At 57.9% G+C, this 24,819-nt stretch carries 14 protein-coding genes and 3 tRNA genes; 4 read left to right on the top strand and 13 right to left on the bottom strand.

Annotated features, from left to right (window positions below):
• Window positions 1–2: 2 nt before the first annotated feature.
• Complete coding sequence (locus D3791_RS01930) at window positions 3–824, bottom strand: electron transfer flavoprotein subunit beta/FixA family protein (RefSeq protein ID WP_022876601.1); 822 nt, start codon at window positions 822–824, stop codon at window positions 3–5.
• Between the two features lie 186 nt (window positions 825–1,010).
• Entirely contained in the window at window positions 1,011–2,564 is a 1,554-nt protein-coding gene (locus D3791_RS01935) for a S1C family serine protease (RefSeq protein ID WP_172511153.1), read from the bottom strand.
• Between the two features lie 239 nt (window positions 2,565–2,803).
• Here D3791_RS01935 and D3791_RS16810 point away from each other — a divergent pair, with 239 nt between their 5' ends.
• Window positions 2,804–4,861, top strand: a complete 2,058-nt coding sequence (locus tag D3791_RS16810; RefSeq protein ID WP_281350617.1) for a TPM domain-containing protein — start codon at window positions 2,804–2,806, stop codon at window positions 4,859–4,861.
• 69 nt (window positions 4,862–4,930) lie between these two features.
• A complete protein-coding gene (locus D3791_RS01945) occupies window positions 4,931–5,662 on the top strand; it encodes a PspA/IM30 family protein (RefSeq protein WP_172511154.1) in 732 nt (243 codons plus the stop codon).
• 120 nt (window positions 5,663–5,782) lie between these two features.
• Here the strand turns inward: D3791_RS01945 and D3791_RS01950 are convergent.
• The 5 genes from D3791_RS01950 to D3791_RS01970 form a co-directional block, all read right to left on the bottom strand.
• Window positions 5,783–5,856 (bottom strand) — tRNA-Met (locus D3791_RS01950).
• Window positions 5,857–6,048: 192 nt separating this feature from the next.
• Window positions 6,049–6,122 (bottom strand) — tRNA-Met (locus D3791_RS01955).
• Between the two features lie 287 nt (window positions 6,123–6,409).
• Window positions 6,410–6,483: transfer RNA gene (locus D3791_RS01960), tRNA-Met, on the bottom strand.
• 57 nt (window positions 6,484–6,540) lie between these two features.
• The gene (locus D3791_RS01965) at window positions 6,541–9,576 is read right to left on the bottom strand and encodes a UPF0182 family membrane protein (protein WP_172511155.1); all 3,036 of its coding nucleotides are present in this window, start codon (window positions 9,574–9,576) and stop codon (window positions 6,541–6,543) included.
• Between the two features lie 125 nt (window positions 9,577–9,701).
• A complete protein-coding gene (locus tag D3791_RS01970) occupies window positions 9,702–10,820 on the bottom strand; it encodes a YlbL family protein (protein WP_172511156.1) in 1,119 nt (372 codons plus the stop codon).
• A gap of 181 nt (window positions 10,821–11,001) precedes the next feature.
• On the opposite strand from D3791_RS01970, the gene D3791_RS01975 reads away from it, so the two are divergent.
• Complete coding sequence (locus tag D3791_RS01975; RefSeq protein WP_172511157.1) at window positions 11,002–12,444, top strand: zinc-dependent metalloprotease; 1,443 nt, start codon at window positions 11,002–11,004, stop codon at window positions 12,442–12,444.
• 66 nt (window positions 12,445–12,510) lie between these two features.
• Here D3791_RS01975 and D3791_RS01980 read toward each other — a convergent pair whose 3' ends face one another.
• From D3791_RS01980 to nudC, 3 genes are all read right to left on the bottom strand, one after another.
• The gene (locus tag D3791_RS01980) at window positions 12,511–13,119 is read right to left on the bottom strand and encodes a M48 family metallopeptidase (RefSeq protein WP_172511158.1); all 609 of its coding nucleotides are present in this window, start codon (window positions 13,117–13,119) and stop codon (window positions 12,511–12,513) included.
• 124 nt (window positions 13,120–13,243) lie between these two features.
• Complete coding sequence (locus tag D3791_RS01985; protein ID WP_022873931.1) at window positions 13,244–15,367, bottom strand: ATP-dependent DNA helicase UvrD2; 2,124 nt, start codon at window positions 15,365–15,367, stop codon at window positions 13,244–13,246.
• Window positions 15,364–16,293 (bottom strand): NAD(+) diphosphatase, encoded by a 930-nt coding sequence (gene nudC / locus D3791_RS01990; RefSeq protein WP_022873932.1) that lies wholly within the window; start codon window positions 16,291–16,293, stop codon window positions 15,364–15,366. Before nudC ends, D3791_RS01985 begins: the two co-directional genes overlap by 4 nt.
• A gap of 166 nt (window positions 16,294–16,459) precedes the next feature.
• Here nudC and D3791_RS01995 point away from each other — a divergent pair, with 166 nt between their 5' ends.
• Window positions 16,460–17,836, top strand: a complete 1,377-nt coding sequence (locus tag D3791_RS01995) for a phosphotransferase (RefSeq protein ID WP_172511159.1) — start codon at window positions 16,460–16,462, stop codon at window positions 17,834–17,836.
• A 30-nt stretch (window positions 17,837–17,866) separates the two neighbouring features.
• Here the strand turns inward: D3791_RS01995 and D3791_RS02000 are convergent, their stop codons facing one another.
• From D3791_RS02000 to D3791_RS02010, 3 genes are read right to left on the bottom strand one after another with little or no spacing between them, the layout of a single operon-like run.
• On the bottom strand, window positions 17,867–21,181 hold the full coding sequence (locus D3791_RS02000) for an ATP-dependent helicase (RefSeq protein WP_172511160.1): 3,315 nt from the start codon (window positions 21,179–21,181) through the stop codon (window positions 17,867–17,869).
• Window positions 21,178–24,384, bottom strand: coding sequence for an ATP-dependent helicase (locus D3791_RS02005; protein WP_246242270.1), 3,207 nt, complete (start codon window positions 24,382–24,384; stop codon window positions 21,178–21,180). Before D3791_RS02005 ends, D3791_RS02000 begins: the two co-directional genes overlap by 4 nt.
• 2 nt (window positions 24,385–24,386) lie before the next feature.
• The gene (locus tag D3791_RS02010) at window positions 24,387–24,776 is read right to left on the bottom strand and encodes an MGMT family protein (RefSeq protein ID WP_022873936.1); all 390 of its coding nucleotides are present in this window, start codon (window positions 24,774–24,776) and stop codon (window positions 24,387–24,389) included.
• Between the last annotated feature and the right edge of the window lie 43 nt (window positions 24,777–24,819).

Here is a 24,819-nt window from a genome sequence, read left to right on the forward strand (position 1 = left end):
CCTTAGATCAGCTTCTGTTCGGCCAAGAAATCAACCAGGGCAATGCCTGCCTGGCCGCTGTCGTTGATGACTGTTCCTGCTTCACGGGCCGGTCGAGCAGTGGCATCAAGAACAACCGAACGCGACCCCGAGGCACCTACTGCTTCAGCGTCCAGGCCGATGCCTGCCAAATCCACTTCGGTGATGCTCTTCTTCTTCGCGGCCATGATGGCCTTGAAGTTCGGGTAGCGCGGCTCATTGGCCTGATCAGTCACCGACAGGACTGCTGGCAATGCTGCAGTGAGGCTTAGAGTTCGATCTGCATGATCGCGGCGAATGGTCAGCTCTCGGCTGGCGCCATCAAATTCAACAGCCAAGGCATGGGTCAGCTGCGCAAAGTTCAAACGCTCAGCCAACTGGGCGGGAACAACCGAAGTCTCTGCGTCAGTTGAAGACATTCCTGTGACAACAAGATCAACGTCGCCGACATGCTCGATCAGCGCTGCCAGAGCCTTGGAAGTCGCAACGGTATCGGAACCAGCCAGTGCATCATCGTTGAGGTGGAAACCTGAGCTGGCACCCATCTGCAGGGCTTTCTTTACGGAGTTGCTGGCACTCTTTCCACCCATGGTGGCTGCGATGACTTCGTGCCCGGCAGCGAATCCGCCCTGGGATTCAACCAAAGATACAGCTGCTTCGACAGCGTATTCGTCCAATTCGGAGAGGACCGATTCCGAACGGTCAAGACGCAACGAAGCAGAATCGATGTGACGATCAAATTGGACATCTGGAACATGTTTGACCAGCACCACTATTTTTAGCGGCACCGTAGTTTCCTCGGTCATTCGAGCCTTCCTACAAGCTTTCGCGCCCAGCCTCCATAAGGCATGGCTGGACTTTTTATTCACTCTCTATCGTATCGATACATCACGATTCACTCGTTCTTTATCGCCGAAAGTGCAAGAAGTGACGCAGGCTGGTTCGTCACCTGCCTGCGTCACTGATTTCACTGCGTCATCATGAAGATTTATTTAGTTTTTTGACAGCTCTCCGACGGTGACATTCGCAGTCTTCTCTTCACCGTTGCGAAGGTAGCGGATTTCGGCCTTGCCGTTAGCTGGAATCTCGCGAATTGCGGCAGTGACGGTCTGCGAATCGTGAACGGCACGACCGTTCACGCCGGTGATCACGTCGCCAGACTTCAAACCAGCCTTCTCAGCGGCCGAACCCGAGCTCACCTCTACAACCTTGGCCCCAACCGAGAAGGATGAGGTGTTCTGTTCACCCTTTTCAGCAGTTCCCTGAGCCGTCACGGTAGCACCGAGCAGGCCGTGCGAAGCGGAGCCGTTGTCGATGAGTTCCTGAGCGACACGCTTGGCGTAATCGATCGGGATCGCGAAGCCCACGCCAATGGATCCGCCTTCTTCACTGGACCCGGAAGACGCAATGGCTACGTTTACACCGATGATTTCGCCCTTGGCATTGACCAAAGCGCCACCGGAGTTTCCATGGTTGATGGCCGCGTCGGTCTGAATGACATTGACGTAGATCGAGCCGCTTGACTGTTGCTGTTGTTGCTGTTCCTGGCCTGGGAACTGGAAGTTGAACTGGCTGCCGTCATCCCCATTGGACTGGTCGCCTTCCTCAGGGACTGCCGACGAAGCGATGGAAATCGTACGGTTCAAAGTTGAAATGATGCCGTCAGTCACGGTTCCGCTAAGTCCCAGCGGTGCGCCAATGGCTACGGCGGTGTCTCCAACATTCAATTCCGAAGACGAGCCCATGGTTGCCGGCACCAGTCCGTCAGCCTGGATATTGATCACGGCCAGATCCGAGAGCGGATCTGTTCCGACAACCTTCGCTGAATGCACGGTGCCGTCATTCATCTGGACGGTGATGGTTGGATTAGCCACCTCGCCGCCAAGGGTGACCACGTGGGTGTTCGTCAGAATATTGCCCTTGTTGTCCAGCACAATGCCTGAGCCCGAACCACTGTTGCCATTTCCGGAGACTTCGATGGTGACAACGCTAGGGCTTGCCTTCGCTGCAGCTGCGGTAACTTCAGTTACCTTGTCTGGATTATTGATTACAACGCCTTCACGCGGTGCCGATCCGCCGGTGGTTGAGGTGCTGCTTCCATCCTCCATCAAATACGTGGTGCCCGCGGCGGTCAGGCCGCCGACAAGGGCGGCTGCAACCATGCCGGCAATGAGGGTGCTGCCAGCAAAACGCTTCTTATCCTTAGGCTGCTTTTCTGGAGGCACAGGGTAAGTCGTTTGGGTGTACGCTCCGCCAGCATAAGGCGAACCATAAGGCGAGTTCGACTGGTTTTGCTGACCTGCGCTGTTCTGTGACTGGTAAGGAGAGGCTGGTGCGCTTGCAGCAGCTGCGCTGATTGGCTCGGTGCGTGGAGCCGACGATGAATTATCGTTGCTGTCCTGCTGACCGGCTTGCGCTTCCTGGTTCAACCGCGGATACCGAGCGGTTGGTTCAGAGGAATCTGAAGGCTGGCTTGCCTGGTCGTTTGATGGCCGTGCAGAATCACCCAAGTTTTCATCACGTGGCTCATTCGGGGTCTGGCTCATTTCATGCCTCTTTCGAACTATCGAATCTCTTGGGTTTAATTATTCAGGTCTGGTCTGTGGCATCGAATTGTGGTGACTTTGCATCGCCTGTGAGTTAACTATTCTGGCAGCTGAATGACATAGACGTGCTTCATTAGGCCAAATAGAATCAATTCTAAGTGTGAATCCAGTCTCTGGATACATCAGATCGGGTACATCCTGATTTTAGTTCGACTTAGCTTTTCAGGCGGGAACAAGACATGGGAATGAAGAGTCGGAAGCTGATTGCCAGTGCAGTAGTGGCGTCGGTTGTATCGCTCGGAATAGCTACGCCGGCACTCGCTGAGTCGCCGGTGACCATTCCACCAGGCGACTTTGTGATCGACAATTCTGGAGTGCTCGGTTCGGACCAAGCACGCATTGAAGAAGAAATCAAAGAGCTGAGAAGCGATACCGGCCTGAGCCTTTTCGCCGTCTTCGTCGACGAGTTCTCCAACCCCACTAAGGCCAACGAGTGGGTCAAAGAGGTCGCAGACAAGAAGGGCTTTGGGCGCTCGGACGTGATCCTCGCGGTAGCCACAGAATCCCGTCAAGCCTACTTCGCTGCTTCAGATAGCGGGCCTCTGGCAGAGCAGGACTCCGAAATCTATCGCTCGCAGATCAGTCCCGCCTTGGGCGAAGACGACTGGGCCGGAGCTGTTGACGGCGCCATTGATGGCATCAAGAACGTCGAGAGCGGCGGCACCGCAGAGGGCTCTTCCGGAGGCGGCGGTTTCATCACCGTCCTGCTAGTCATCGCAGCGTTGGCTGTCGGCGGATACTTCCTCCTTGCTAGAAGAAGCCGCAAGAAGTCGCAGGCTCTGCCTCCGCAGCAGAACAACTACCCTGGCATGGCCGGTAGCCCTGCGCCGCAGCAACCGCTGATTCCTCTAGACCAGTTGCGTTTGCAGGCCGATCAACTGCTCGTTGCCGCCGATGATTCCATCCGCTCATCCCAACAGGAACTCGGTTTCGCTGAGGCCCAGTACGGAAAAGAAGCTGTCGCAGTTTTCGTCCAGGATCTGGGCAAGGCCAAGGAGCATCTGACCGAGTCATTCCGTCTCCAGCAGCAGCTGGATGACGATATCCCTGATACCGAAGCAGACCAGCGCTCTTGGCTCAACGAAATCATCAACCGATGCCGCGACGTCAACCAGTCGTTGCAAGAGCATGCTGATGATTTCAAGCAGCTGCGCCAGCTGGAACAGAACGCTGAAGCACGGATATCCGAGGTGAAAGCTAACCAGGAGCCGCTGAACCAGCGACTCTCTTCTCGCGTGTCCGATCTGGAACAGCTCTCGGGTAAGTACGACGAGAGTGCGGTCAGCCAGATCAAGGACAACGCCCAACAGGCAGGCGAACGGCTAACGTTCGCTGCTTCAGCCCTGCAACAAGCTGCTGAAAACCTCGCAACTAGCCGCTCGGACGCAGCCGTGCTCATTCAGAATGCGGAGGAAGCGCAGGATCAGGCTGATGTCCTCCTTGAGGCCATCGCCAAAGCGGGCACGTCATTGCAGCAAGCTGAACAGGATCTTCGTGCAGCCGTTGCCTTGGCAGAACGAGATCTTGCCCAGGCCAAGGCCACGTTCGCAACCGGAAACAGTTCCGATCTGGCAGGACCGATCGCCGGTGTGGAAAGCGCGCTGAGCACAACACGACAGGCCACAGCCGGCGGAAAGTACAATCCGCTGGCACTGATCACCCTTCTGGACGAGGCAACTACTCCCCTGGGCCAGTCATTGGCCAATATGCGCGACCGCGCGCAGCAGGATCAGGCAGCTCGCGACCAATTGCAGTCCTTGCTGCATACCGCTGCGTCACGCATCAATGGAACCGACGACTACATCCGGGCCCGCCGAGGAGGTGTTCGCTCTTCGGCTCGTACGCGTTTGGCCGAGGCGCAGCGCACTCTGGATGAGGCTCACTCCTTCGCGCACTCCGATCCCGCTCGTGCCGTCGCCGCGGCCCAGCGCTCCATCCAGCTTGCCGATCAGGCAGCCCAGATGGCCGAGAACGACGTCAGCGGCTTCGGTGGCTATGGCGACAGCTTCGGCGGCGGCTACGGTCGCGGACGTGGCGGCGGAGTATTCGACGGTGTCGGCGGAGCAGTGCTCGGTGGCATCCTCATCAATACCATCCTTGGAGGCGGCCACAGCGGCGGCCACTCGGGAGGAAACGATGGCTTCTTCGGTGGCGGCGGCTTCGGCGGGTTTGACGGCGGAGGCGGCGGTGGATTTGGAGGAGGTGACTTCGGCGGAGGCGACGGAGGCAACTTCTAACCCGCCGATCTATATTGACCAGCAGTTCTGCAACACCATCGATCACTTAACTAATAGGAAGGTCCCATCATGACCAAACAATCAATCTTCGGACGCATCTCACAACTAGCCAAGGCCAACATCAACGCCCTGCTCGACTCGGCGGAAGATCCACAGAAGATGATGGATCAGATGGTTCGCGACTACAACGACAACATCGCCGAAGCGGAACAGGCCATTGCCCAAACCATCGGCAACCTGCGCATGTTGGAAGAGGATTACCGCGAAGACGAAGAGGCCATGGCCGAGTGGGGCAATAAGGCTCTGGCGGCGTCGAACAAAGCTGACGAGTTCCGTGCTTCGGGCAAGGCCGATGAGGCCGGCAAGTTCGACAACTTGGCCAAGGTTGCGATCCAGCGCCAGATGCAGGCTGAATCCGAGATGAAGACTGCACAGCCAACCATCAACTCACAGCGTGAAATCGTTGATAAGTTGAAGACCGGCTTGAACCAGATGAAGGAAAAGCGCACCGAGCTTGCTAGCAAGCGCGATGAACTGGTGGCACGTTCAAAGGCAGCGCATGCTCAGAACCAGGTGAACGAGGCCGTGAAGGCCGTGAACATCATGGATCCGGCCAGTGAAATCGGACGCTTCGAGGAAAAAGTCCGTCGCGAAGAAGCCCGCGTTCGCGGAGCTGCCGAGTTGGCTTCCTCCAGCCTCGACGCCCAGTTCGAGTCACTGGAAGATCTCGGCGAACAGACCGAGGTCGAAGCCCGTCTGGCAGCTTTGAAGTCCAAGCAGACTGGCGCTATCGAAGGCTAAGCCTCATCGATGCGAGCCAGAAGCTAACGAAGGTGTGCCGATGATGAGCATCGGCACACCTTCCTCGTTAAGCGGGTATACAAAAATGGAGACCCTTTCGGATCTCCATTTCCACTTTCGTGGCGGGGAGAGGATTTGAACCTCTGACCTCCGGGTTATGAGCCCGGCGAGCTACCGAACTGCTCCACCCCGCGTCGGTAAATACAACACTACCAATCCGTGAATGACTTGGCTAATCGAGATGCCGTGTCCTTGATCACCCGTCGAGGGTCGAGGTGAGCGGACCAGGCTTAGGAGCAGCTTGGTAGGGCGGACTCGGACTGCTCCTCGCCAACCACTAGGTAAACAAAAATGGAGACCCTTTCGGATCTCCATTTCCACTTTCGTGGCGGGGAGAGGATTTGAACCTCTGACCTCCGGGTTATGAGCCCGGCGAGCTACCGAACTGCTCCACCCCGCGTCGGTAAATACAACATTACCAACTGATGAACTCAATAGCCAATCGAGCCAAGTGACCTTGATCGCAGGCCCCTCGCTGTCAAGATCAGCGGCTGTCGCAATTGGTGACAATCCCATTTGGATTCAGCGCACCAGCTTCGGCGGGAACTTTTACTCCGACGCTTCCGTCTCTGCCAGAGCCGCCCACAAACATAGGTCCGGCGAATGAATCAGGTTCAGCGCAGGGCCCGTTGCTTGATCCGGAAAGCAAAAATGGAGACCCTTCCGGATCTCCATTTTCGTCTTTCGTGGCGGGGAGAGGATTTGAACCTCTGACCTCCGGGTTATGAGCCCGGCGAGCTACCGAACTGCTCCACCCCGCGATGACTAGACAATTCTTGCATCATCGCGGAGTGAAAGCAAATCGGGGCGCTTCGCTGCTATCCCTCGGTACCTTCGGCTGGCGCCGAAGGCTGAGGGGTCGCGGTGGCACCGTTCTCGTCCAGCTTCACTTCCCCATCAACCTCGGTACCGTTGATAGCTGCGTCAGCTTCCATGGCACGATCCAAAGCGTTCTGCAGCTGCTTCTGCGCCTCGCCATAGGCTGCGAAGTCATTCTTCGCGAGTGCCTCCTGGCCCTTCTTGATGGCGGCGTTGGCATCCGACAGTGCAGTCGAGAGCTTCTGCTCGTCTGACTGCGTCGGAGTCTTCTCCCCCTCTGGAGTGTCCCCTGGAGAAACACCTTCGGTTTCACCGGTCACAGCGCCAGAGTTGCCGCCGAAGACTTCATCAAGTGCTTCAGCCAAGGTATCTGCGAAGCCAACCTGATCACCGAAGGAGACCAGTACCTTACGCAGGGTCGGGTAGCTGGTCTGGCCCGAAGACTGGACGTAGACCGGCTGGACGTAGAGGATACCGCCGCCAACTGGCAAGGAAAGCAGGTTGCCGTTCTTGACTTCCGAAGCGCCCTGGCGCAGCAGGTTCAGTTCCTGCGTCACGCGGGTATTCGTATCGAAGTTCTGCTGCGCCTGGCCAGGACCTGGCACAGCGGTATCTCGCGGAAGCTCCAAAAGTCGCAGCTTTCCGTAGTCCTCAGATTTCACGCCTGCCTGTGAGCCAGCATCGGCCGAGGCTGACAGGAATCCGAACAGCACGTTGCGTTGCTGCCCATTGGATGCTGCCGCAGGAATGAACGTTGAGGTCAACGAGAAGCTCGCTTCGTCCTGTGTCGGCATCTTCAGGGACATGAAGTATGGAGGCTGCTTCACACCGGCTGTAGACGACGTTGGATCGTCTGGAACGGCCCACGCGTCATTCGACTCGTAGAAGGCGTCTGGGTTCTCCACGTGGTACGTGGTCAGCACTTCACGCTGGACCTTGAACAGATCCTCTGGGTAGCGCACGTGCTCGATCAGATCAGCGGACATGTCCTTGAGCGGCTTGTAAGAGGATGGGAACACCTTCTGCCACGACTTCAGGATCGGGTCTTCGGTATCCCAAGCGTACAGCTTCACCGAACCGTCGTAGGCATCAACCGTTGCCTTGACCGAGTTCCTTAAGTAGTTCACCCGGCCGGTCATGGACAGGTCCTGGGCATTGGTCAAGGAGTCGGTGACGGCAGAATCCAGCTGTTCCTGCTGCGAGTATGGGAAGTCGTTAGACGTGGTGTAGCCATCAACGATCCACTGGACCCGGCCATCGACAATGGCTGGGTAGGCGCTGGAGTCAAGGGTCAGGTACGGGGCTACCTTGCTGACACGGTCGCGTGGGTCGCGATCGTAGAGGATCTGCGACTCGGAGTTGACCTGCTGGGAAAGCAGCAGATCTGTTGATGCGAACTTCAACGCGTAAACCAGGCGGTTGAACATGTTGCCCACGTTCGGGCCGCCGTCACCGGTGAAGGTGTATCGAGTGTCCTGGTTTTCGCCGCCGGTACCTGGGCGGTCCAGCTCCTGGTCGGTCCAGCCTTCGTCTGGACCGCCGACAACCGAGTATTCCGGGGAATTTTCGCCAAAGTAGATGCGTGGCTCGTAATCCTTGTCGGTGATCAAATCACCTGACGTTGGGATACCGCCGAGCATGAAGTCTGGTCGGCCGCCGGCAGCAACACGATTGCCGTAAGCAGCCACCAGTCCATAACCGTGGGTGTAGTTGATGTGCTGGTTGACCCACGTGTCGGTCGGGTCGACGTTGACTTCACGAGCCGCGATGACAGTGTCTTCAACCTTGCCGTCAATCTTGTAGCGGTCAACGTTCAGGTTCTTCGGGAACGTGTAGTACCCGCGGAATTGCTGAAGCTGTGCAAAGGCGGTTGAGACCAAGTTAGGATCCAGCAAGCGGATATTAGCGGTCGTTGCGGTTTCCTCGGCCAAGGCATTTTTCTCGGTGGAGATCTTGGCGTCGTAGTCGGTGACTTCAATGTCATCAAGACCGTAGGCCAGACGAGTCATTTCGATGTTGCGATCGATGTAGTCGCGTTCAAGTTCACGCTGCGAAGGAACTACCTGATACTGCTGCACCAGGAACGGGTAGACACCGCTGACCACAATCATGGTGACAACCAGCATTGCTGTACCGATCAATGGAATTCTCCAGCGACCGGTGAACGCGGCAATAGCGAAGGTGATAGCGATCAAGATCGCGATAATAGCCAGGATCATCTGCGCAGGAATGACTGCGTGCACGTCCTTGTAAAGCGCACCAGCAACGCGGCCTGACTGGTCGGTGAGTGTTTCATACTGGCCGATCCAGAAATTAACTCCCTGAAGCACCAGGAACACGGCAACAACGATTGCAGTATGGACGCGAGCTGCCTTGCCTACGGTGATTCCGCCACGTTCTTCAACCCGGATTCCGCCATAAAGATAATGAGTCAACAGTCCGGCAACACCGCTCAAGAGCACCACCGAGACCAGGAATCCGATGATCAGGGCGATAAATGGCAACGAGAAGATGAAGAAGCTCAGGTCCATGTTGAACTGAGGATCGTTGCTGCCAAATGGAGTCTGGTTGAAGAAGAGCAGCACGGTCTGCCATTGGCCGGCAACTGCCACCGCGGCGAAGATGCCGACAACCAGCGGAATGCCGACCATCAGGAAACGGCGGATAGGTTCCAGTTGCGATTGGTAGCGTGACATGGAATCAGGTTGATTCGCATTCGGCGCATACACCGGACGGTGCTTGTAGGCGCTGCGCATCGAGAACCACATAGGTACGGCCATCAGCACCAAGGCGATCACGAAGATGATTAACTTGGCGACGCGTTCAGTCCAGTAAACCTGCGAGAAACCCAGCTGGTTGAACCAGAGGATATCTGCATAGAAATTCGACAAGAAAACGAAAACCGCAACCAAAATAACCACCGCAAAGATGGTCAATGTCAGGGGTGACACTTTCTTGCCAGATGGGCTGGAAGGCCTTTGCGGTTCACGAGGCCTTGGCGGGCCTCCGAACGGACTATCCGATCCGTATGACACTATCTATTCCTTACCTTGGGTTCTCGCTGCATCGAAGCGGCGGAACTCGTGTACCTAATTCTTAGACGAACGAATAAAAGCTTTTGATCCTTGCGTCACATTCTTCCCCTGACGCGGGGCTAAATCTATTCACATGTCGCAAAGTTTGCGGGATTCTCACCGTCAGCAATTTTCGTCAGAGCCGTTCGCGCCTGGGAGAGCGTCGAAATCTTCAACACGTTCAAACCATCGGGAACCCTGCCCACGACCTCGTTGCAGTTATCTGCTGGTGCCAGGAAAATCGTGGCTCCAGCATTTTTTGCGGCAACCATCTTCTGTGCGATGCCGCCAATCGGACCGACCGTGCCATCCGCGGAGATCTCGCCCGTTCCGGCGACATGATGATTGCCTGCCAACGACCCATCGGTCAGGCGATCGATAATGCCCAAGGCAAACATCATTCCGGCACTCGGCCCGCCAACATTCTGCAGCCCGAATTGAACATCAATCGGGAATTTATGTTCCGTGCTCAGGTAGACACCGAGCTGTCGCTCGCCGTCGGCCTCGTCGGTTTTCACTGGAACGGCAACGTCCTTATAGTCGCCGTTCTTATCCTTGCGGCCCACGATGAGTTCGGCGGGCTTGTCTCCGTTGGAGTTCAGCGACTTCTTCAGCTCTTCCAGCGAACTGATGTCTTGGCCGTTGTACTTCAAAAGACGGTCGCCCTTTTTCAATGACTTGCTGTTGGTTCCGGCCGAGAAGTCTGCCACGGCCAGCCAGGTCTTGAAGTCGTAGCCCAATTCGCTCAGTGCCGCCGCGATGGCCAGATCTTGCGATGAGGTCATCATCTGGTCATTCTGCTCATTTTGCTGTTGGCTAGACGAGCCGTGGGCAAGAATCGTTTCTTCGGGGACAACGTCCTTGTTCGGATTCAGCAAAGCTTCCAGGACCACGGGAATGGTGACTCGATTCTGGCCGCCACCCTGTACATAAATGGTCAACAGGTCCAGCTCGCTTTGCGAGGGGAAGGTCTTCTCCCCCGCGATCGAGATGACATCTTTCCCGTTATCTTCGTCTTTGCCCAGGGTGTTGAAAACCGGCCCCGGAGAACGAATCATGAAATTGGTCGGGAGGAACATCATAATGCCGATGAGCAGGAGAGCCACAACTCCGGCACTGGTGCGTTTAAGGGCTTTGGAACCTTGGGGCGCTCGGCCAAATTCGCCAAGCGCTTTATGCGAGTCTTGTGGTTCCCGTTCGTGCACTGATCTTGCTCCCGCCAACTGTCAAAAAAGATGCGGATCCTTCCTTGCGGAGTTCACCACTCTTAGCCTACTGAAGCTTCGAGGCTTAAGGCATCAGCAATGAGGCGTATTCAGTGTGCCGAAAGCGAACTGTCGCCAAGATCCGTGGGAACTCATAGCAAGGCGCGGTAGTTTTAATGTCATGGCACAGAACCCCCCGAATAACCGCCCGAACGGCGACGACGACGATAACAATCAGCAGGATCCATTTTCTGCCATGTTCGGTCAGCTCTTCGGTGGCGGATTTGATCCCAACAATCTTCCTCCGCAGCTTCGCGATGCGCTAGGCGCCCAGGGCGACCCTGAAGCAATGCAAAAGATGATGCAGCAAGCCCAGGCAATGATGTCGGCCATGATGAGCAACAACGCCTCATCCGGTCCGGTGAATTGGAAGCTCGCCTCGGATACCGCACTGCAGGCTTATGCAAGCGACGATCCGGCAGTTTCAGAATCCCGGCAGAGCGCCATCAGCGACGCGTCGAACTTGGCTGACCTGTGGCTGAACAATTCGACATCGTTCGAATCCAACGGGCAAGTCACCGAAGTCTGGACGCGCAAGCGCTGGTATGACAAGACTTTGGCCACGTGGAAGCAGGTCACCGAGCCGGTGGCCGAATCGGTGGCAACTGCGATCACCTCCGCCATGAAGGAACAGATCCCAGAAGAGATGAAGGGAATGCTGGGCAACTCCGATGGCATGTTCCGGAACCTTGGAGCGAGCATGTTCGGCATGCAGCTGGGCACCGCACTCGGCGGGTTGGCAACGGATGTTCTCGGCGGCACCGATATCGGCCTTCCGCTGGCCGGAAGCACTCCTGGAATCATCGCCACCAACGTCGCCAAATTCGGTGAAGGTCTGGAGATCCCAGAGCAGGAAGTACTGCTCTATGCGATCCTTCGCGAGAACGCCCATGCACGCTTGTTCAACCGTGTTCCATGGTTGAGTTCCAAGCTCATTGGCGCGGTCGAATCCTACGCTCGCGGCATCCACATCGATATGTCGCGGATCGAAGAAGCGGTTCGTGACATCGACCCATCCAATCCTGAAGCGCTGCAGTCCGTATTGGGTGAAGGGCTATTCACCCCGCAACGCACTGAGCAGCAGGAAAAGGCTCTGGAGAATCTTGAGCTGACTCTGGCCCTCATTGAGGGATGGGTTGATCATGTCGTTTCCCTGGCGGCTGCGAACCTACCGTTTGCCGAGCATCTTCGCGAAACGATGCGGCGGCGGCGCGCCTCCGGCGGACCGGCAGAATCCGCCTTTGCATCGCTGGTTGGACTGGAGCTCCGTCCGCGTAAGCTGCGTGAGGCCGCAGCCCTGTGGCAGCACCTTCACGATGAGCGTGGGATCGATGGACGCGACGCCGTCTGGGACCACCCGGATCTTATGCCAACCCAAGAAGATCTGAAGGACCCAACGACCTTCACCCAGCGTCGTGAGCTGGCCGCAACCGAATTCGATGACTTCGATGCGGCCTTGGACAAGCTGCTTTCCGGCGAGTTCGACAATGTCGAGCCAACGACCGACCAAGAGAATCCAGGGGAACCAACGGATCCTCAATCGCCAAAAGATCCAGAAAAATAATCGTCGGTTTCCAGACTGCGGGGAGCAACGCTTAGGCGTTGCTCCCCGCAGTTGCACTATGTGCTCTTACTCGGCATCGTCGCCAAAACCGTCGAGTTCATCCGTTGATTGGCCAAGTTCTCTTGCGTGAGAGCTATAGCCCGCGTGAAAAGCATCCAGGTACAGGTCGGCTTCGGCTCGCCTCTCGAACTTATTGAGCAGCTTCTGGAATTCAGGACCGTGCCCGGTACTCGGGGACGCCAAGTGGGCCAGTTCATGCACCAGGACGTAGTCGCGGACCCATGACGGCATGTGTTGGAGTTTTGATGAGAGCCTGATGCTCCGCTGCTGGTACGACGCTGAACCCCATCGCTTATTCTGATTGGTTACCCATCGCACTGATGATGGCGCTGCCAGGCCGCCGAAGTAGTGCCGGTCCAACTCATGCGCCCTGCGTTCCAACGCGTTGTCTGTGTGCCCGTCGGTGCGCCGTTGGCGGTTCTGGCGATATTTCTTGAGCATCTCTTCAATGAATGAGCGCTCAGTTTTCTCATCAAGTGCAGCCGGAACCTGGATGATCAGGGTGTCATCGCGCCATTGGGAAGAAATAGTCTTTCGCCGTTTGGTGGAACGCACCACCCGAACTGGTATGTCGTCAGGAGCAACAAATTCAAATGTACTCGGTGAAACAGGCATGGATTTCGGCTCCTTGCATCAGCTGGGCGGTCTTCGGGCTGCGATATGGCTAGCAAGCCCCGGTTCCTACGCTAAAGAACCAATGGATGCGATCAATTCATCCATCGCGAACTGTGAATAGCGATTAACCCCGGTGGGATCCAAGGACCGCAAGGACTGCTTCGCCGTAACGTTCCAGCTTGCTGCGCCCGACACCTGCAATCTTGGATAGGCCTTGCAAAGAGTCCGGTTGGTGTTCCGCAATGGACATCAGCGTGGCGTCGGTGAAAATCACGAATGCCGGAACCGAATTCGAGCGGGCAATTTCCGATCGCCAATTGCGCAAGCTATCAAACAAGGCTTCGTCATAGGCAGCGGGACATGAAGCACAGCGCTTGAGCTTTCGCTCCTTGGCGCTGGTCAGGAACGACCCGCAGTTGGTGCAGACGGCCGGAATGAGTTTCTGTTCGCGTTTCTTATACGTCGTTTGCTGTCGGCTGCTTGCCTGGCGGACGGACTTGATTCCATCCAGGAATCGCGATGGATAGCGGTGGGCTCGTCCGCCGGGAGTGCGCGCGAGTGACCATGATAGGAACAGATGCTTACGCGCACGGGTGATGCCCACGTAAAGCAGTCTGCGTTCTTCATCAAAACCTGCTTGATCCTTGGCATAGGAAATTGGCACCAGCCCTTCGCTGAGGCCAACGAGGAACACCGCATCCCATTCCAGGCCCTTTGCTGCGTGGAACGAAGCCAAGGTGACGCCGTCCAGCGTCGGCGCATGCTGGATGGCCACACGGTCTTCAAGTTCCTTCACCACATCATGCAAGGTTGCTTCGGTGCCTTGCTCTGTTTTCAGGGCTACAACTTCATCTGCTAGTCGCACCAGCGCGGAGAGGGATTCCCACCGCTGTCGCACCGCCCCGGTACCTCCACTGGGTGCGTTGGCCGAATAGCCATGGGAGGAAAGCACATCGCGCACCAGCTGCGATACCGATGTCTCGGCGGCAACGCTGAGGGCAGCTCGCAGAGCCAGCATGCCTTCTTTGACTTCCCGGCGCGAGAAGAAGCGCTCGGCTCCGCGCATGACATAGGGAATTGAGTGAGCTGACAGTGCTTGTTCAAAGGCTTGGGATTGGCCGTTGGTGCGGTAGAGAATCGCAATCTCGGAAATGTCTTGGCCTTCACCCATCAATTTCTTGATGCGCTGGGCGACTTCTTCCGCTTCGTTCTCATCGTCCTTGGTCTCAAAGAATTCCGGGCTCGGGCCATGATCGCGCTGGGCAATGAGCTCCAATGGTTCAGGCCACGTGACGTTGCGGTCGGGCACAGAGGATTCAATCCGGCGCGTCGAAAGGACCTTGTTTGCCAGATTCACTACTTCTGGCGTGGAGCGATAGTCGCGGACCAGCTTGACGACCTTGGCTTCTGGGAACCGAGTACCGAAGTTCAACAGGAAATCCGGCCGAGCGCCTGTGAAGGAATAGATGGTCTGAGACGCATCACCGACAACGCACAGTTCGTTGCGCTGCCCCAGCCAAAGGTCCAGAAGCCGCTGTTGAAGCGGCGAGACGTCCTGGTACTCGTCCACGACAAAGTGGCGATACTGCTGGCGAACGTGGGCAGCTACTTTTTCGTTATCTTCAAGAATGGCAATCGTCAGCAGCAGGACGTCTTCGAAATCGATGACTCCGCGATCGTCTTTGAGCTCTTCGTAAGTCTGGAAGATCCTTGCCATGCTCACCGGCTCCAGGCCGTTGGGCATCTCCCGGGTTGCGGCGATCTTCGCGTAGCTTTCCGGAGTATGCATCGAGACCTTCGCCCACTCGATTTCCGCGGCTAGATCGCGCACCATGGCACGATCACTTGAGATGCGCAGCCGTCGAGCGGCTTCGGCAATGAGCGGCGCCTTGTGCTCGACGAGATTGGGCAGGGTACCGCCAATGGCCTGGGGCCAGAAGTACTGCAACTGGCGCAAGGCGGCCGCGTGGAAGGTTCGAGCCTGTACGCCTGGCGCGCCCAGCTGGCGCAATCTGGTCCGCATTTCCGCGGCAGCACGAGTGGTAAAAGTCAACGCCAGAACGCTGGTCGGATTGTAGATTCCCGTGTGCACGCCATGGGCAATGCGGTGGGTAATTGCCCTGGTCTTGCCGGTTCCTGCGCCTGCCAGAATACACAATGGACCGCTGAGCGTTTCAGCTGCCTGCCGTTGTTCAGCGTCCAGTCCCGCCAGCAAGTCCTGTACTGGTGGAGCGTCGTGTTCTGTCACTTGTTCAGGGCCTCCGGAAGGGGTTCTCCGTACCAACTACGGATTAGTGCGTGCGCTATGGAAACGCCACGCGGTATGTCAATTGTTCCCGATTCCAAGGCAACGCGCAGTTCCTCTCGGCTGAACCAGCGCAGGTCCTTGATCTCAGCGCCGTCAGGAACCAGTTCTTCGCTCGTGGCTTCCGCTGCGAAACCGAGCATCAGTGAACGGGGCAACGGCCATGGCTGCGAGCCACGGTATGCGACCTCTCCTACGTGGACGCCGGATTCTTCAAACACTTCACGGCGAACCGCTGATTCCAGCGATTCACCTGCCTCGACAAAGCCCGCCAAGACCGAATACATATGCGTTCTGAATGTGGCATTGGCACCGAGAAGGATTCGATCCTGCTGATCAATGACCGAGGCGATAATTGCCGGATCGGTGCGAGGAAAGAGTTCATGGTCGTTTATCACGCAACGTTGGCCCCAGCCAAAGGTCGAGGAACGAACTTCCGAACCGCATTGCGGGCAAAAGCGCTCGGCTCTAATCCAGTTGGAGATGGCTTGGGCCTCGACCAGCAGCTCGGCTTGAAGCTGAGGCAAGACAGTGAAGGCCTCGCGCAAGGAAATCCAGCGCTCAATAGCCAAATGAGCGTAGTCCTCAGCCTCGACGATCGCCAATACGAAATCTGTCGATTCAGCGGTTCCCAGATACACCTGGCGTTCAGATTCAGTGAGCACGTAGTCAGGTCCGCTGATGAAGAAAAGCTCGGTACCCGTCGAGGCGGCTCCGTGCTCGGAAATCAGCATGACTTTGGTCGTTCTCAGGGCGAGTTTCTCGCTGAGCAGCTCAGGGTTCGGCCGTTCGGTCAACGGGCGTTCGATGAGCGACTGCGCAAACGGCAGTCCCTTGATTGGAGTTTGATAATTCTCTGCCAAAGCCATACTACTAACCTAGTGCACCCGGACCTCCACTCCCCTGTTTCGAACCGGGTGTGGATAGCCACGTACCGGGAATTTTCTTGTCAACCCTGAACATTGCCGGTGAATCCCACCATATTCTGTGCGTCATTCAGCCTCTAAGGTCACGAATTCGCATACGGTGGAACATGTGAAACGCTCTGCCATGGAACTCGCCGCAATTGCCACCGCCGCCGTCCCCGGATTAGCCCCGGTTGGTTTCGCGGCGCTGTCAGACGACGCAGAAGATTTTGATTCGGCTCTCGTCGTCGATGCGCTCAAGCACCGGTGGCGTGTACGTTCGCCACGCCACGATGAAGCAAGCATGCGCCTGGAGGCCGAGCTATCAGCACTGCGTGCTTTCTCGGCCAAGGTGCGAACCTCGTTGCCGTTCGCGCTCCCAGCTGTTGCTGGCACAGTCCGCCAAGGATCCCTGCGTACTTTTGTCTACAAGGACATGCCAGGACATGTGCCGACGTTGGATGAACTTGTCGATGAAGGAAGCAACCTAGCCAAGGCACTGGGACAATGCATGGCTGCTATCCACCAGATTCCTGATGAAGCCGTGGAAGTTGCTGGCTTGCCGACCTATTCCGCAGACGAAGTGCGTCAGCGCAAGCTCAATGAGCTCGATACCGCGGCGGCCACCGGCAAAGTGCCTAGCCGTTTGCTGCGCCGCTGGGAACACGCCATGGAGGATGTTGCTTTGTGGCGTTTCAACTCGGCGGTGGTTCATGGCGACTTTGATGAAGAGCAACTGCAGATTTCGCATTCCAGCATTACAGCGGTTAAGGGCTGGACGGACTTGCATGTCGGCGACCCCGCAGATGATTTCGCGTGGCTCTCCGCCATCGAAGATCAGCAGTTCACTGACCGTGTTTTCTCTTCCTATGTTGAAGCACGAGGCAAGGCCGCCGATCCGCACATCATGCGTCGTGCTGCCCTGGCCGCGGAGTTCGCATTGGCTCAGTGGCTCGTGAAGTCCCTTGATTCCAAGGATCCGCAGCGTATCGCCGAAGCCGATGAAATGCTGCAGGAACTTGATCACGACATTGCAGAATTCGGTGGACAGCCGTTGTCCGTCGTCGAGGCGCCACGTCCGTTGTCCCCTCAGGCATCTACGCCAGCGCAAGACGCCACCGACGAGGACAGCAAGACGGCTCCAGAAGATTCGAAGCCCGCGCCGCAGCCATCGGCAGCATCGACTAACCCACGGATCAATACGGCAAAGGTCACCGCGCTCTCCGACCCGGCGCCCGCCTCGGAGAGCTCCACCACAGCACCAGCTTCCAGCGCCGAGTCCAAGACCTCAGATGATTCCGTTGCGCCGAAGCCAACCGCGAATCAGGCGGAAGAACCCAGCAACGCAAAGCCCGAACCAGTCTCCAAGGCTGGTTTGGAATCGGCTCCTGCAGCAGATTCCTCCGCCGCGCCAGAAGCAAAGAAGACCCAGGACGATCCTGAAATCGCCAAGCCTGCTTCCGAGTCGGAAAAGGCCAAAGATGACGAGGACGGCGCCGAAAAGTAACCCTTTCGGGCTACCTGGCGCCGCCTTGCCTTAGCTTTCGAGCTGCTCGAACGCGCTGGAGATCATTGCTTCCAGCTCCGCTTCATCGGACAGGTGTTCTGCACGCACGGTGATGCCGGCCGCGACGTAGTAGAACGCTGCCTTGATGTCATCAAGCTCGATGCCATGCAGGCGCGACCATCCCAGGCGGTAGACCGCGAGCTGAACCAATTTGCTCTTCAAGTCTTTTCCATGCGGGACGCGTCCGGTCTTCCAGTCCAGCAACAGCCAAGTGCCATCGTCCATTTGGAAGACGGCATCAATTCTGCCTCGCACCGCCACCGGTCCGACGCGAGTCTCCAATGGAACCTCGACGTAGGCTGGCTGCAGTTGCGCCCATTCGCTGGCGAGGAATGCTTCCTTCATTGATTCCAGGTCCAGGGCTTCATCCAGATAGCTGTCCGCGGGTTCGACAAGATCCCCGAGATCAAGCATCGAGGTCTTTTCGTAGAATTCCTCAATCCATGCGTGGAATGCCGTGCCTCTGCGGGCTGCCAGCCCTGGGCGTCGCGGCACAGGACGGCGAAGATTCTCTAAGACCGAGATCGGGTCTTCGGCCAATTCAACGAACAGCGAGGCACGCACATGTTCCGGAGCTTCGATGGCTCGCTCTCGGTTGCTGAGGAATTCACGCTGGGCCAGAAGCTTCTGGGCCTCATCAAGCCACTGCTGCCCCTCGACGCTCACAGGCTGATAACATTCCTGCGCTGCCAAGACATCATCAGCGATTTCTTGGACAACCGCTCGTCGCGAATAGGCCGATTCGCTATCGTGCATGCCGCCGGTAACCTGTGGCCCGTCCAAAGGATCATAAGGCCATAGGGCTTCCAGCGGGGTCAGCCTATTGGGGTTCTGCTCGGGCGCATCCTCTTCATCAACCCAGATTCCGATTTCCGCTTTTGGATCAGGCCCCTCGGCCAGAGGCTTCAACGCCGTGAAGAACTCTGAAGCCTCGGTAGGCTTGCTTCGCGTCGCCGTCCAAATGCTGCTGCTGCAGATCAGCAGGGACTTGGCACGGGTGACCGCAACGTAGGCCAGCCGGCGTTCCTCATCGATATGGTGATCTTCAACCTGATCCTTGAACAGGGATTCAGCTTCCAGGAGCTCCTTGAGCGCCGGCTGATCCGTGTCCCACTGCGGCAGGTCCTTGGCGTCACCGCGCAGCGGCCACGGCAGCGCTTTATCCCCACTGGTCCATCGATCTGATTGGGCGCCCGGGAAGACTCCGTCATTCAAGGACATCACAGCAACAATGTCCCATTCCAAGCCTTTCGAGGCGTGGACGGTCAGCAACTGCACCGCCTGGGGATCCGCATCCTCGCTGGGCAATGGCAAGCCTTTTTCTTTTTCGGCGGCTTGCTCCAGCCACATCAGGAATCCGGCGAGCTCCACTCGTGGAGCGTTGCGGCAATATTCGCGAACGACATCGGCAAAAGCATCAAGGTTTGCCCGCGAAACATCGCGCTCGACCCACGGACGTACTGCTACTTCAATATCGAGATTCATGGCCCGCTCGACTTCTCGGATCAGGGTTTCCAAGTCATCGTTGGCCATCAAGCGCAATGAAGCCAGCTCTTCTTTCAGCGCAGCCAATCGGATTCTGCCCTCGGTGCTCAGGCTTCTGCCATCTGAGCTACTCCACCCTTCCGGAGGCAGAAAGTCCAGTGCTTCAATGAGGCTGGCGGCATCGTTGAGCTCTGCTCTCGCTGTTTCGACAGCTTCAGCCTCAGCGGATTCTTCCGTGATGGCGCCACTGGACCGCAATCCGTGGGAGCGACGCCGTTCGAGTTGTCGTGACCAGTCGGCGAATGCTGCAAGGTCGGCAGCGCCCATGCGCCACCTGGCTCCGGCGAGCAGGCGCATCAGCTTGTCCGAGCGCAATGGATCCACCAGAACATGGAGGCACGCCACAAGGTCGGTAACCTCGGGAGTGCTCAATAGCCCTGATAATCCCACCAACTGGTATCGAATACCACGCTGGGCGAGCACCTCGCCCATGATGCCCAGCTGGCTGCGGTTTCGCGAAAGCACTGCGCTCGTTTTTTCCGCCTGGGGATCACGTTGATGCTCGGCCTCAATCAGGTCCGCAATCGCTTCGGCTTCCTGGCGTACTGTGGCACACCGGTTGAGCACTACGCGTCCTGGCTGGGCAAAAGCGGACGGTTCCAAAGGCTTGACAGTGACCGGTCCAGAGTGGGCGACTCCCCCGGCAGTAATCTGGTTGGCCGCCGACAGCACGTTCACCGTATTTCGCCAGGCGATCGTCAGGTGCTTGACGTGGGCGATTTCGCGCTGCTCCCCGCGAACGATGGGGAAGGTTTCGGGGAACCGGAACAGCTGCCCGGCGCTCGCGCCTCGGAAGCCGTAGATCGATTGATTGGGGTCGCCCACAGCGGTCACTGGATGGCCCTGCCCGTAGAGCTGTGAGAAGAGAACCATCTGCGCGTGGGATGTGTCTTGGAATTCATCAAGCAGCACGACTTGATGACTGGTTCGTTCGGCGAGCGCGGCGGCAGGGACTTCCTGTGCGATTCTGGCCGCGTGGGCGACGAGGTCTCCGTAGTCCATCACGCCCAGCCGCTTCTTTTCGCGCGTATATTCCTCGGCCAATTCAGCGATGGTTGCTCTCGATGCGAGTTTGTCGATGAGCTTCAATGCCGCCTGCGTCGGGGCTTTGTCCTTTTCCGCATCCATGGGCAGGGCTCGCAGCGTTGATACGAGGTCATCGATCCATTGGCGGGCTTCCGGGGCAGTGGCCAGATGTTCGGAGGCTTCGGAGCTGAAAGAGACGATGGCATCGATGAGGGTACTGCTGGCACTGTTCAAGTGCTGGTAGTCCCCCGTGTATTTCTCCAATACGGAATGTCCCAGCTGCCATGATTGGGCTGCGCCAAGCAGGGCACTGTCTTCCTCCAGCCCCAGACGCAGCCCATGATCCTGGACCAAGGTGTTGGCGTAGGAGTGATAGGTGGAAACGGCTGGGTCGAGGAAGTCGCGAGTCTCTTCCTGGCTCAATAGTCCTGCGGCTACGAGCTGGGCGATCTTGGCCCGGATTCGCAAAGACAGTTCTCCCGCGGCTTTGCGGGTGAAGGTGACACCGAGGATTTGTTCTGGACGCACTAGTTGGTTGGCAACCAGCCAGACAACTTTGTCGGCCATGGTTTTGGTTTTTCCGGAGCCTGCTCCAGCGATGACGAGCATCGGTTCCAGCGGGGCGGCGATGATTTCTGCCTGCTGCTCGGTAGGAGGGAACTTCTCTCCTAATGCCTGCGACAGTTCTTGAGGGCTGTACTTGATGGTGCTCATCGTTCGGTGACCTGTCGTCCTTCAGTGCACAGTGGGCAAATTTCCGGCAGTGTGCAGTTGCCCAGTATTCCGGAGGCACCCGCGACGTGCCTAGTTATGAATTCGTTGTTGCCCATCAGGTTCGCGGCCTCCAGAATGAGGGTTCTTGCCCAATCATCTTCCCCCAGCGAGGGCTGTTCCCTGATCGTGGGGCTCTTGGTGTTCGTGCCGACGTAGACCAAGGATGCTCCGGCTGGCTGGTCGGACAGCTCAGCAGTCTGGTCATGTTCTTTGAGCGCTCCGAGCTGAATGGCCGTTTGATAAACGCCAAGCTGTGGATGCTCAAGAGTGTCGTTCTTGCTGGGCGCCATCGAACCGGTTTTGAGATCAACCACGGTAACTTTGCCGTTGGCATCGGCCTCGACACGATCGATAATGCCTCGCAGCTGAACCTGTGTCCCGTCGCTCGTGGGCACGTCAATCTGGAAGGGCAATTCGCGCGCGACAAGTTCGCGGCCTTCTTGTCTCATCGCGATGCAGTATTGGGCGAATTTCTTGAGCATGAGCGTCGCCCGGTCGAAGTCACGCTGCCCTTCCCAATTCTCCAGCTTTTCCAGCTCCGGCCACCGCTGTTCCAGGATCTGCTGGTATTCGGAGCCGCTGGCTTCCGGGTGTTCTTCAGCGATGGAATGGATCAGGGTGCCCAGGGAGGCGGCAAAGTCGTGGGCTGCTGTTCCGCCCGCGCTTTGGACGAACCAATTCAGCGGGGACTTCACCAGCGTTTCGACCTTCGACGGAGAGACCCGTCTTGGCTGGCCTTCCGGTACTACCGGGCCGGTGGAGGACAGCGCGCGCAGTCCCCACCACTGCTCCGGGTGGGCACCGCGAACCGCATGCTCGGACTTGGCCAGCTGGGCCAGGACATTGACGGCGTCGTTGTATTGCTCGGCCGGGTTGAGCCCTTCGGGCGCTGGTATGGCACCGAGCTGTGCTGCTTTGCTCTGTTCAGCAGTTTTGCGCAATTCGGCCACGAGTGTCGGCAATGAGCGCAGGCGCGGTACGGGAGTGGTGGCTCGCCCCTCGGTTCCTGGCGGGTCTACTAGATCCAGGAAGGAGGAAGGCTGGCTGTCTTCGTTATCCACCGCCGTGCAGATGAGTTGTTCGCCGGCTCGCGAGACGGCGTTGCTGAAGCTGCGCAATTCGTCATTTCTGATCTGGCGGACCAGGTGGGTTGGTGTCCGGGTAGCAAGGAACTCAAGGCCGTGTTCAACGACGTCAGCCAGGGCGTTAGAGCCTAACAGCTCGCCACGCAATCGCAGGTTTGGCCATGAGCCTTCCTGCAATCCCGGGATGAACACTATTGGCCATTGCTTTCCAGCTGCGGCAGCCGTGGTTAGCACGGTCACCATATGGCCGCCCGCCGCGCGAGTGGCCAAGGAGTCCATCGGCAACTCCTGATTGAGGATGTGTTCAATGAATTGGGGCACGCTGGCTCCGGGCAGCTGATCTACAAATCGTTCGGCTGCCTGGAACAATGACAGCACAGCGTCGAGGTCATGATCGGCGCGGCGCGCAGCCGTCCCGGTGCCCAGCGCCTCTTCGCGCCATGCTTGGGCCCGCCCGGATGCTTCCCACATGGCCCACAGCGCGGTTTCTGGTGTTGCTGTTCCGCTGGCCAGTTCGGACTTCAGCGCCCCGTACATTTTCAGCACTCGCTGCAAGCCGAAGGCGGGCTTGCCGAGGTCCTGAGCGAGTTCGGGTTCACGCAGGCAGGTTTCAAGCAGCTCCTGGCTGGAGCGCCGTCCGCCTTGCGCCGCTTCTTGTTGGCGCAGCAGCTGGCGCAGACGCCGGATTTCCAGCGCAGTGCTCATGCCGTAGCGGGATAGCAGGAGGTTCTGCATCAGCAATGGATCATCGGCCACTGAATCGTTGAAGGCCAGTTCCAGCAAATCCAAGAGGGGACGTACAGCCCCCTCATCTTTCAGCGGGATCTCGGCGGGAGGTACCTGCACGGCGATCCCCTGTCCTTCGAGGAACCGGCTATAGGAACGCACCTGCGATCCGTTGCGGACCACGATGGCGATGTCCGAGAGGCTGCGGTTTTCGAACAGGCTCAGTTGGACGATGCGTTGGGCGATATATCGCTCTTCGAGGGTCGAGTTTTCGAAGGTCAATGCCTGGCAGGTGTCGTCCTGTCCGGCGGTACGCGGTTCAATGCTGCGCCCGCGCAATCCGGCAGCCAGGGGAACCCGGCTGACGATGCGTTCCCATGCACCGGTGATACGCGGCGACATCCGGTGGCCGTGGACCAGCTCCAAGAAGGCTGCTTCTGCGGTACTCGAATAATTCTGTGCGAAACGATGCAGCTCATCGGTACGTGCTCCGCGGAATCCCTGGACGACGCTATCCGGTGCGGCGAAGGCTACCAGTGGACGGTCCTTGGCCAGCAAAGCCAGCAGTCGGTGCTGGGATAGCGTGGCTTCTTGAAGGTCGTCAACGAGCACCAGGGCAAGCCGGTCTTGTTCAGCGTGCAGGAATTCCGGGTGTTCTTCCAGAAGTTCGGCAGCACGGGTAATGAGTCCGGCGGGGTCGAAGGCTTCCGCGCTGCCCAGATCCAGCAGGTCGCGGTATTCTTGGTAGAACGCTGCCGCGGCAACCCATTCAGGCTTGGCGGCTTGCTCCCCAAGATCATGGATATCGGCAGGTTCCAGTCCTAATTCTGAAACACGATCAAAAAATTCACGGATCTCTTTGCGGAACCCCCGAGTCTCGATGGCAAGTTCCAGCTCGCTGGGCCACTCCGGTCCCTTGGTCAGGCCCGAGGCATGCCCTTCAAGCAGGTTGCCGATGAGGGTATCTTGTTCCGGCCCGGACAGCAGTCGAGGTGATCGTTCCAGGTAAGGCAGGAGTCCTTCAACGCGGGCCCTGCGAATAAGGTCAAAGGCATAGGCTGACCACGTGCGTACAACTGGCTCGGTGAAGGTGCGTTTAGCCCGGCGGCTCAGGTCATCACGGATGGAGGCGGCCGTCAGTCGAGTAGGCGCGATAATGAGCAATGATTGCGGATCAAGCCCCGCGTCAAGGTGCCACACCGCTGTGCTGATCAGGGTAGTGGTCTTGCCGGTCCCCGGCGCACCGGTGACGAGCACCGGCCCGCTTACGGACTGAAGCTGGTCCACGATTTCCTGCGAACCCGATTCGGTCCCATCTCGCGTTTCATCCATGGTTATAGTTCATCATCCAATGCGGACATTTTGGGGTTGCCCAGTGACAGTCTGAGGATATCTATCTTGTGCCATTGGGACTCCGTAGGGTTCCAGCGAAGTTTCTTGATTTCGACGCGACGGTCCGGGCGGGCAAGGCTTTCCTCATCCCAATGGACACGGGCTCTAGGCAGCAGCGGCTCCGCCATGCCTCCGTCCGCTCTTGTGACTCGCCACCATGGGGTGCCGTCGGGGGCGGTGGCCATGGCCTTGCCTACTTGGCGTGGACCTCCACTGCCAAGTAGCTCAGCAACGTCGCCGTAGCTGAGGACTGCTCCGGAAGGAATCAGCTGCGCCAGCTGGTGCACCGCTTGAACGTAATCGAGCTGGCTCGGCACTTCGGCATCTGTCATGGTTCTATTCTGCCAAGGAGCTGACGTTGATCCACAAAGGGCG

The organism is Glutamicibacter mishrai, assembly GCF_012221945.1.
Lineage (GTDB): Bacteria > Actinomycetota > Actinomycetes > Actinomycetales > Micrococcaceae > Glutamicibacter > Glutamicibacter mishrai.